The organism is Mycobacterium sp. FW102-FHT13B02 (genome assembly GCF_058790275.1).
Map to the genome: position 1 here is coordinate 123,955 of NZ_JBYTCM010000018.1, position 10,077 is coordinate 134,031.

Genomic DNA, 10,077 nt, shown 5'->3' on the forward strand with positions numbered 1-10,077 from the left:
CCACGTTCAGCTACTGACTTCCTCGGAAAGTTCCATCCAGCGGTCCTCCTGCTGGGTCACCTCGGCTTCGAGCTCGCGCAGCGACGCCGTAAGACGTTGCAGTCCTTCGTAATCGCCCTGGTCATGCTCGGCCAGACGCTGGTGCGCGGTGTCGATCTGGCCGGCGAGCTTCTCCAGTCGTCGCTCGATCGCCGTGATCTCCTTCTGCGCCGCGCGCAGTTCGGCACCTGACAAACCCTCGGCTATCGCTGCAGCCGGTTTGGCTGCGGCGGTACCGGTTTGAGCTGCATGGGAAGCCCGCAGCCGCAGGTACTCGTCGACACCGCCGGGGAGGTGCCGTAACCGGCCGCCGAGGATGCCGAACTGCTGATCGGTGACGCGCTCCAGGAAGTACCGGTCGTGGCTGACGACGATCAACGTGCCCGGCCAGGAATCCAGCAGGTCCTCCATGGCGGCCAGCATGTCGGTGTCGAGGTCGTTGGTGGGCTCGTCGAGGATCAGCACGTTGGGCTGTTCCAGCAGGATGAGCAGCAGCTGCAACCGGCGCTGCTGCCCACCGGACAAATCCTGCACCGGAGTGGACAGCTGTGCGCTGGCGAAGCCGAGGCGCTCCAACAGCTGGCTCGGAGTGAGTTCGGTTGCCTTGGAACCGGATCCGAACGAGTAGGTCGTGGCCAGCCGGCTCAGTACCACCCGCACCGGCTCGTCGAGATGGTCCGCCAACTTCTCCACGCCCTGGGTCAGCGTGGCGATCTGCACTGTCTTGCCGTGCTTCACCCGGCCGCTGGTCGGCTCGACCGACCCGTCGATCAATCCGAGCAGCGTCGACTTGCCGGCGCCGTTGACGCCGAGGATTCCGGTGCGCTCGCCCGGGGCGATCCGCCATTCGATGTCCTGCAGCACCTCGCGCTCGCCGTAGGTCACCGATGCGTCCAGAATGTCGACGACCTGCTTGCCCAGTCGCGTCACGGCCAGCGACTGTAGCGCCACCTTGTCGCGGATCTCGGGGACGTCGGCGATCAGCGCGTTGGCGGCATCGATGCGGAATTTCGGTTTCGACGTCCGCGCGGGTGCGCCGCGGCGCAACCACGCGAGTTCCTTGCGGGCCAGGTTCTGCCGCCGCGCCTCGCTGGCGGCCGCTTGGCGGTCCCGCTCCACGCGCTGGAGGATGTACGCCGCGTAGCCACCCTCGAAAGGCTCGACGATGCGGTCGTGCACCTCCCACGTGGCGGTGCACACCTCGTCGAGGAACCAGCGGTCGTGGGTGACGACCAGCAGCCCACCGGCGTTGGGGGCCCAGCGCTTCTTGAGATGCGCGGCCAGCCAGGTGATCGCTTCGACGTCGAGGTGGTTGGTCGGCTCGTCGAGGATGAGCACGTCGTAGTCACCGGCCAGCAGTTGCGCGAGCGCCACCCGGCGGCGCTGGCCACCCGACAGGGTGCCGATCACCGCGTTCCAGTCGAGGTCGCCGAGCAGGCCGGCGATGACGTCGCGGCCGCGGGGATCGCCCGCCCATTCATGCTCGGGGACGTCGCCGACGACGGTGTGCCCGACGGTATCGGTGTGGTCGAGGGTGTCGGCCTGGTCGAGCATCCCGATGCGGACGCCGCCCCGTACCGTCACCCGGCCGGAGTCGGGTTTCAGTCGGCCGCCCAGCATCGCCAGCAAACTGGATTTGCCATCGCCGTTGCGGCCGACGATGCCGATCCGGTCACCCTCCTCGATACCGACCGTCAGCGAATCGAAAACCACACGGGTCGGAAATTCGAGATGCAGGGCTTCGGCCCCCAATAGATGCGCCATCAGGCGCCGATCATATGCGGCGGCCGTAGGTGCCCGCGTCACGCCACTTCACCGGGGTCACCAGCGCGTTGTGCCATGATGGCGTCGTATTCAGGGAATTTGTTCTGATATGACCAAAAAGGGGTGCCCGGTGGTGGACTTTTCAGCGATCACCGCGCCGGTGGAGCGGTTGGTGGCTACCGCTCAGAACGGCCTCGAAGTGCTGCGCTACGGCGGCCTCGAGACCGGTGCCGTGCCGTCGCCGTTCCAGATCGTGGAGAGCGTGCCGATGTACCGGCTCCGGCGCTACTTTCCGCCCGACGCCCGTCCCGGCGCTGCCCAGGCCGGCTCGCCGGTGCTGATGGTGCATCCGATGATGATGTCGGCGGACATGTGGGACGTGACGCGTGACGCCGGCGCCGTCGGCATCTTGCACGCCGCCGGCCTGGACCCGTGGGTCATCGACTTCGGCTCGCCGGATCAGGTCGAGGGCGGCATGGACCGCAATCTGGCGGACCACGTGGTGGCGCTGTCGGAGGCCATCGACACCGTCAAGGCGACGACCGGCAAAGACGTCCACCTGGCCGGCTACTCGCAGGGAGGCATGTTCGCCTACCAGACGGCCGCCTACCGCCGGTCCCGCGACCTGGCGAGCATCGTGGCCTTCGGGTCGCCGGTGGATACCCTGGCCGCTTTGCCGATGAACATGCCGGCGAACCTGGCGTCGGGTGTCGCCGACTTCATGGCCGACCATGTCTTCAGCCGCCTCAACATCCCGGGTTGGTTGGCGCGCAACGGTTTCCAGATGCTGGACCCGATCAAGACGGCGCAGTCACGGCTCGACTTCCTGCGGCAGCTGCACGACCGTGAAGCCCTGTTGCCGCGCGAACAGCAGCGCCGATTCCTGGCCAGCGAAGGCTGGATCGCCTGGTCCGGCCCGGCCATCGCCGAGCTGCTCAAGCAGTTCATCGCACACAACCGCATGATGACCGGCGGCTTCGCCATCCACGGCAACCTGGTGACGCTGTCGGACATCACCTGCCCGGTGCTCGCCGTCGTCGGCGAGGTCGACGACATCGGCCAGCCCGCCGCGGTGCGCGGCATCAAGCGGGCCGCCCCGGAGGCCGACGTCTACGAATACCTGATCCGCGTCGGGCATTTCGGTCTCGTCGTGGGTTCGAAGGCGGCCAGCCAGAGCTGGCCGACCGTGGCGTCGTGGGTCAAGTGGCTCGACGCCGGCGGCCCCATGCCGGCGGACGTGGTGCCCATGCCGTTGCAGTCCGAGCTGCCGCGCGAGTCGGTGCCGTTGGCGACGCGCGTGGCGCACGGTGCCGCGGCCGCCACCGAGATGGCCTTCACCTTGGCCAGCACCGCGGCCGACGCCGTGGTGTCGGCCGGCAAGTCCACGCGGGCGCTGGCCATCGAGACGGTCCGTACCCTGCCGCGCCTGGCCCGTCTGGGGCAGATCAACGACCACACGCGAATCTCGTTGGGGCGCATCATCTGTGAGCAGGCCCAGGGCGCGCCGGACGGTGAGTTTCTGCTGTTCGACGGCCGGGTGCACACGTATGAGGCGGTGGACCGCCGCATCAACAACGTCGTCCGGGGCCTGATCGAAGTCGGCGTCCGGCAGGGCGTTCGGGTCGGCGTGCTGATGGAGACCCGACCCAGTGCGCTGGTCGCCATCGCCGCGCTGTCGCGCCTGGGCGCGGTGGCGGTGCTGATGCCACCCGACGCCGACCTGGCCGTGGCGGTCCGCCTCGGTGGCGTCACCGACATCATCTCGGACCCGGCCAATCTCGATGCGGCACGCCGGCTGCGGACCCGTGTGCTGGTGCTCGGTGGCGGCGAGAACCGCGACCTGCATGTTCCCGAGGATGCGGACGTCGTGGACATGGAGCAGATCGACCCCGACGTCGTCGAGCTGCCCGGCTGGTACCGGCCCAACCCGGGCTACGCGCAGGACCTGGCCTACGTCGCGTTCGCCAATGTCGGCGGCGAGTTGGTGGCCCGCCAGATCACCAACTTCCGTTGGGCCCTTTCGGCTTTCGGCACCGCCTCGGCGGCCAACCTGGGCCGCGGCGACACCGTCTACTGCCTGACTCCGCTGCATCACCAGTCCGGACTGCTGGTGTCGCTGGGCGGCGCGGTCGTCGGCGGTGCCCGCATCGCCCTGTCCCGCGGTGTGCGGTACGACCGGTTCGTGCACGAACTACGGCAGTACGGCGTCACCGTGGTGTCCTACACCTGGGCCATGCTGCGCGACGTCATCGACGATCCGTCGTTCGTACTCAACGGGACTCACCCGGTGCGCCTGTTCATCGGGTCGGGCATGCCGGCCGGGCTGTGGCGCCGCGTCGAAGAGGCGTTCCAGCCCGCTCACGTCCTCGAGTTCTTCACGACCACCGACGGTCAGGCCGTGCTGGCCAACGTGTCGGGCCTCAAGATCGGCAGTGAGGGCCGGCCGCTGCCGGGCGGCGGCCAGGTCGCGTTGGCTGCTTACGATGTCGACGACGACCTCATTCTCGAAGGCGAGGACGGTTTCGTGGTGCGCGCCGAACCCAACGAGGTCGGCGTGCTGCTGGCCAAGCCGCGTGGACCCGTCGACCCGACGGCGTCGGTCAAGCGCGGCGTCTTCGCACCCGGCGACACTTGGGTCTCCACCGAGTTCCTGTTCCGCCGGGATGACGACGGCGATTACTGGATGGTCGACAACCGCCGTTCGGTCATCCGCACCCCGCGCGGCGCGGTGTTCGGCAAGGAGGTCGGCAACGCTCTCGGCCGCCTCGACGCGGTCGACATCGCCGTCACCTACCGGGTGCCCATCGGTGATCGCGAGCTGGCGGTCACCGCGCTGAGCCTGCGGCCGGGCGGCAGTGTGCTGCCCGCCGACCTCCGTGAGGCGTTCGTGGACCTGCCGGTCGGGGTGGTGCCGGACCTCATTCACGTGGTGCCGGAGATGACACTCAATTCGTCGTACCGCCCGGTACTCGCCGAGTTGCGGGCCGCCGGCGTGCCCGAATCGTCGGACAACTCGTGGCAGTTCGACGTCGACAGCGACTCGTTCGTGCCATACACGTCGGCCGCTTACGCAGAGCTGTCCGCGGAGGGCAGTCTGTCGTGACAACCCGCCCAACCTGGTCGGCGCTGTTAGGCTGCGGTTTGCCGGACGGAGCACGCGCCGTCTGCGCAGGTACCCGAATGGAGGACGCATGACGTCACACACCAGCCGTCGCCGGCGCGGTGTTGCCGGCGCGATTCTGGCGGGAGCTCTGGCTGCCGGTGTGATGATTACTCCCGCGGCTGCGCACGCCGACGTCCTCGACGACCTCGATGCCCAGTACGACATCGGTTCCAGTGGCGGTGACCTCTCGAACTTGCTTCGCACGGCGCTCAAGCTGCGTGCCCAGGGCTTCGGTCCCTCGAAAGGCAACCTCGCCGATATCGAGGCGGCGCTGGACCAGCGCCCCAACCAGGTGCCGCTGATCCACGCGTTGCAGGACACCGTCAAGTTCCAGAAACGCAACCAGGCACGGGCCGCCGGCGTGAAGCCGCAGAGCCCGATCGTCATCGGTGGCCCCGGTGGCCTGCCGCCCGGCATCGTGCCGGGTACCGGTGGCTCGCAGATTCCGTTGGGTGGCTGACGCACGATGATCGACGAAGCGTTGCGCGCGATCCTGGTGTGCCCGCAGGACCGGGGTGAACTGCTGCTGGTCGGGGAGGAATGCCTGTACAACCCGCGGTTGCGCCGGGCCTACCGGATCGACGGTGGGGTACCGGTGCTGCTGATCGACGAGGCGGTCGACGTCACCGACGACGCCGAACACGAGCGACTGATCGCCGCCGCCCGGAGCTAGCTCGGCGCCGGCAGATCGCCGGTCAGATAGCGCTGCAGATTCGGGCCGATCGTTTCGACGATCTGGTGCACCGGAAGCGATCTGAACGGCTCCAGTTCCAGGATGTAGCGGGCCATCACGACGCCGATCAGCTGGGATGCCACGAACTGCACCCTGACTCGTCCGGTGCCTGACGGATTATCAACGCGCGCACCGACTTCGGTGGTGATGACGTCTTCCAGGAAGATGCGCATGAGGTTGACCTCGTCGCCGGCCAGCATCGAGCGCAGCGCCGCGATGAATCCGATGCCGAGTTCTGAGTCCCAGATCGGCAGCAGCAGTGCCGGCAGCGTGTGGCCGAGTTCATCGATGGGGGTGCTTCGCAGGGGACCCAGCACCAGCTGTGGGTCGACGGGAATGTGCACCGCCGCGGCGAAGAGCTGCTGCTTGGTCCCGAAGTAGTGATGGACCAGCGCGGCGTCGACATTCGCCGCGGCGGCGATCGCGCGCACCGATGTGTTGTTGAAACCGTTGCAGGCGAACAGATTCCGCGCGCACGTCAGGATCGTGTCCTTGGTGTCGGACGGTCCGGTGGGACGGCCCGGCGGCTTGCGGCGGGGCCGCGGCTCCGTGGCAGTCATGGCGTCCGACGGCGCAGGGTCGCGGCGGCCAGGCACATGGTGACGACGGCGAACGCGATCACGATGACGATGTCGCGCATCGTCGTGCCGGTGATTTCGGCGTGGTCGGCCACCTCTTGGAGTGCCTCGAGCGCGTAGGTTGCGGGCAATGCGTCACTGATCCACCGTAGCCAGTCGGGCAGCACCTCGCGAGGAACGATGATGCCGCACAACAGTAATTGCGGCACGATCACCAGCGGCATGAACTGCACGGCCTGGAATTCGGTCCGCGCGAAGGCACTGCACAGCAGTCCCAGTCCGACACCGAGCACGGCGTTGATGATCGCGATCAGGAAGACCAGTGCGGGGCTGCCCGCGGTGTCGAATCCCAGGAACCAGAACGACACCAGGCAGGCCAGCGTCGCCTGGGCGGCAGCGGCGACGGAGAACGCCGAGCCGTAGGCGGCCAGCAGATCCAGCCGACGCAGGGGAGTGGTCAGAATCCGTTCCAAGGTCCCCGAAACCCGTTCGCGCTGCATGGTTATCGACGTGATCAAGAACATCACGATCAACGGGAAGAGGCCGAGCAGGATCAGGCAGGCGTTGTTGAACGGGGACAGTGTGCCGGGGCGGTGCGGCAGATCGTCGAACATGAAGTACATCAAGGTGATGACGGCGCTCGGCACCACCAGGATCATGGCCATGCTGCGATGATCGGCGCCGAGCTGGCGCAGGATGCGGGCGGTAGTGGCCAGGTAGGGCCGCAGAGTCAACCGGCTCTGCCTGCGGTGCTGCGCCGGATGATGGTCAGAAACGCTTCCTCCAGCGATGAACATCCGGTGTCCTCTCGTAGTCGGGTGGGCGTGGTGTGGTCCAGCAGCCGTCCTTCGCGCATCAGCAGCAGGTCGCCGCAGTGGTCGGCCTCGTCCATCACATGGCTGGAGACCAGCAGCGTGGTGCCGCCGCGGGCCAGTCGGTCGAATTGCTCCCATAGGTCGACACGCAGCACCGGGTCCAGGCCGACGGTCGGTTCGTCGAGGACCAGCAGGTCGGGTAGGGACACCAGCGCACAGGCCAACGACGCCCGCGTCCGCTGACCACCAGACATGTTGCCGCACAGCTCTTTTCGGTGGTCCTGCAGTCCAACGGCGGCGATCGCGTCGTCGGCGGCGGCCTTGCCGGCGCCCGTCAGTGCGGCGAAATACCGGACGTTGTCGATGACGCGCAGGTCGTTGTAGACCGTCGGGTCCTGGGTCACGTAGCCGACACGGCGGCGCAGTTCTGCTGAGCCGGCGGGCTTCCCGAGCACGGTGACCGCGCCCTTCGTGATGATCTGGGTGCCCACGACGGCGCGCATCAGAGTGGTCTTGCCGCAGCCTGACGGGCCGAGCAGTCCGGTGATGCTGCCGCGCCGTACCTGCAGTGATACATCGTCGATTGCGCCTCGCCTGCCGCGTACGACGGTCAGGTTCTCAACCCGAATCGCCACGTCAGAGGCGCGGTGCGTTAATTCATCATACGATGAACTCATGATGTGGTGAATAATCCGCTCGCGGCGGGGACATGTCAATGGCGGTCCCGGACCGGGCAGAATGGCGGGCCATGAGCGTCGAGCAACTCGCCGTCGATCCGGTCACCGCGGCCCGACGCCTGCTCGGCGCCACGTTGTATGGCCGCGACGTGATCGCCACCGTGGTGGAGGTCGAGGCCTACGGCGGGCCGCCGTCGGGGCCCTGGCCGGACGCGGCAGCGCACTCGTTCCGTGGTCCGACGCCCCGAAGTGCAGTGATGTTCGGTCCGGCCGGCCACCTGTACACCTACCGCAGTCACGGAATTCACGTGTGCGCCAACGTCGTCTGCGGCACCGACGGGGTGGCGGGTGCCGTGTTGCTCCGGGCGGCCCGCGTCGTCGACGGCGGTGTTGTCGCCGAGGGGCGCAGACGCGCGGGCGTCACGCCTGCCGCGCTCGCCCGTGGGCCGGGAAATCTGTGTGAAGCGCTCGGAATCACTCTGGCGGACAACGGTATTGACCTCATGGATCATCGATCTCCGGTCCGGCTGGAGTTGAATGCGCCGCAGGAGGGGAGCGCCGGGCCGCGAGTCGGCGTCAGCCAGGCTGCCGACCGGCCGTGGCGGTTCTGGTCGCCGGGCACCCCGGAGGTGTCCAACTATCGGCGCAGTCCCCGGGCGCCCGTATCGGGTGCCAGCGACTGATGACAGCGGGTGACCTGCAATAGGGGAAGATCAACGTCGTGAGTACTGGCATCCTCGATGAACTGGACTGGCGCGGGCTGATCGCGCAATCGACCGACCGCGAAGCGCTCGCCGCGGCGACCACGGATGGACCGCTCACCGTGTATGCCGGCTTCGATCCGACCGCGCCCAGCCTGCACGCCGGCCACCTGGTTCCCCTGCTCACGCTGCGGCGATTCCAGCAGGCCGGGCACCGTCCCATCGTGCTGGCCGGTGGCGCGACCGGCCTGATCGGCGATCCTCGGGACACCGGCGAGCGGACCATGAACACCGCCGATACCGTCGCCGACTGGGCTGACCGGATCCGTGGCCAGCTGGAGCGATTCGTCGAGTTCAACGACTCCGGCAACGGCGCGATCGTCGAGAACAACTTGTCCTGGACCGGGCCGATGTCGGCCATCGAATTCCTGCGTGACGTGGGCAAACACTTTTCGGTCAACGTCATGCTCGACCGCGACACCATCAGACGGAGGCTCGAGGGCGAGGGCATCTCGTACACCGAATTCAGCTACATGCTCTTGCAGGCCAACGACTTCGTCGAACTGCACAAGAAGCACGGTTGCAGCCTGCAGATCGGTGGCTCCGACCAGTGGGGAAACATCATCGCCGGCGTCCGTCTGGTGCGCCAGAAGTTGGGTGCGACCGCACATGCGCTGACGGTTCCGCTGGTCACCTCGGCCGACGGCAAGAAGTTCGGCAAGTCGACCGGTGGCGGCAATCTGTGGCTCGACCCGGAGCTGACCAGTCCATATGCCTGGTACCAGTACTTCGTGAACACGGCCGACGCCGATGTCACCAAGTACCTGCGCTGGTTCACCTTTCTGTCCGCCGACGAACTCACCGAGCTGGCGACCGCAACGGCGGAGCGTCCCCACGAACGAGCTGCCCAACGTCGGCTGGCCCGGGAATTGACCACGTTGGTGCATGGCCAGGCCGCGACCGACGCGGTCGAGTTGGCCAGTCAGGCCCTGTTCGGCCGCGCCGAACTTGCCGATCTCGATGAGTCGACGCTGTCGGCGGCACTGACCGAGGCCAGTAATGGCCAGGTCGCGGAGCTGGCGCCGGGTGGTCCCGACGGGATCACCGACCTGCTGGTTGCGACCGGACTGTCCAAGAGTCGTGGGGAAGCGCGCCGGACTGTCGCCGAAGGTGGCGTTTACGTGAACAACGCACGAGTGGAAAGCGACGAGTGGGTACCACAGCCGACGGACTTTCTCGGTGAGCGCTGGCTGGTGTTGCGGCGTGGCAAGCGCCACATCGCGGGGGTTCGGCGGGTTACCGGGTCTGGCCGGGAGTGATGACCCCCCTGACCAGGGGAAACGACCCGCTGACCTGGCGATTTGACTCGCTGTTAGCCCTGCCGTAACTTATTCCAGGTCAGAGCGACACGGACAAGCGCCGGAGAGCGAAGACCAAATCCGAGAGTAACACCCATTAAGTTGGGAGTTCCTCACTGCCCGCACTACGGACCGCGGCTTTTAGCCGCGGGTTTGTTGCGCGGTCAGGCCGGGCGTGTTGTTTGAGAACTCAATAGTGTGTTTGGTGGTTTTTGTTTGTTGTTTTTTGACTGCGCCTCGTGTTTTCCC

Annotated in this window: 9 protein-coding genes; 5 read left to right on the forward strand and 4 right to left on the reverse strand. The window is 67.2% G+C overall.

Going from position 1 to position 10,077, the window contains the following annotated elements:
* Positions 1–6 precede the first annotated feature (6 nt).
* The gene (locus AC3WTE_RS24770) at positions 7–1,803 is read right to left on the reverse strand and encodes an ABC-F family ATP-binding cassette domain-containing protein (RefSeq protein WP_492441752.1); all 1,797 of its coding nucleotides are present in this window, start codon (positions 1,801–1,803) and stop codon (positions 7–9) included.
* Between the two features lie 109 nt (positions 1,804–1,912).
* Between AC3WTE_RS24770 and AC3WTE_RS24775 the strand changes: the two genes are divergently transcribed.
* From AC3WTE_RS24775 to AC3WTE_RS24785, 3 genes are all read left to right on the forward strand, one after another.
* Positions 1,913–4,906: an acyl-CoA synthetase gene (locus tag AC3WTE_RS24775; protein ID WP_492441754.1), complete on the forward strand. Its 2,994-nt coding sequence runs from the start codon at positions 1,913–1,915 to the stop codon at positions 4,904–4,906.
* Between the two features lie 88 nt (positions 4,907–4,994).
* Positions 4,995–5,426 (forward strand): hypothetical protein, encoded by a 432-nt coding sequence (locus AC3WTE_RS24780; protein WP_492441755.1) that lies wholly within the window; start codon positions 4,995–4,997, stop codon positions 5,424–5,426.
* A 6-nt stretch (positions 5,427–5,432) separates the two neighbouring features.
* Complete coding sequence (locus AC3WTE_RS24785) at positions 5,433–5,639, forward strand: Trm112 family protein (protein ID WP_492441757.1); 207 nt, start codon at positions 5,433–5,435, stop codon at positions 5,637–5,639.
* Here the strand turns inward: AC3WTE_RS24785 and AC3WTE_RS24790 are convergent.
* The 3 genes from AC3WTE_RS24790 to AC3WTE_RS24800 are packed head-to-tail and all read right to left on the reverse strand — an operon-like array spanning position 5,636 to position 7,772.
* Positions 5,636–6,259, reverse strand: coding sequence for a TetR/AcrR family transcriptional regulator (locus AC3WTE_RS24790; RefSeq protein WP_492441759.1), 624 nt, complete (start codon positions 6,257–6,259; stop codon positions 5,636–5,638). The genes AC3WTE_RS24785 and AC3WTE_RS24790 overlap by 4 nt on opposite strands.
* On the reverse strand, positions 6,256–7,005 hold the full coding sequence (locus tag AC3WTE_RS24795) for an ABC transporter permease (protein ID WP_492441799.1): 750 nt from the start codon (positions 7,003–7,005) through the stop codon (positions 6,256–6,258). The genes AC3WTE_RS24790 and AC3WTE_RS24795 overlap by 4 nt, the downstream gene beginning before the upstream one ends.
* A 2-nt stretch (positions 7,006–7,007) precedes the next feature.
* Positions 7,008–7,772, reverse strand: a complete 765-nt coding sequence (locus tag AC3WTE_RS24800) for an ABC transporter ATP-binding protein (protein ID WP_492441801.1) — start codon at positions 7,770–7,772, stop codon at positions 7,008–7,010.
* A gap of 68 nt (positions 7,773–7,840) precedes the next feature.
* Here AC3WTE_RS24800 and AC3WTE_RS24805 point away from each other — a divergent pair, with 68 nt between their 5' ends.
* The gene (locus AC3WTE_RS24805) at positions 7,841–8,452 is read left to right on the forward strand and encodes a DNA-3-methyladenine glycosylase (RefSeq protein WP_492441760.1); all 612 of its coding nucleotides are present in this window, start codon (positions 7,841–7,843) and stop codon (positions 8,450–8,452) included.
* A gap of 38 nt (positions 8,453–8,490) precedes the next feature.
* Positions 8,491–9,789 carry a tyrosine--tRNA ligase gene (tyrS, locus tag AC3WTE_RS24810; protein ID WP_492441762.1) on the forward strand — a complete coding sequence of 433 codons (1,299 nt, stop codon included), beginning with the start codon at positions 8,491–8,493 and terminating at the stop codon, positions 9,787–9,789.
* Positions 9,790–10,077 lie beyond the last annotated feature (288 nt).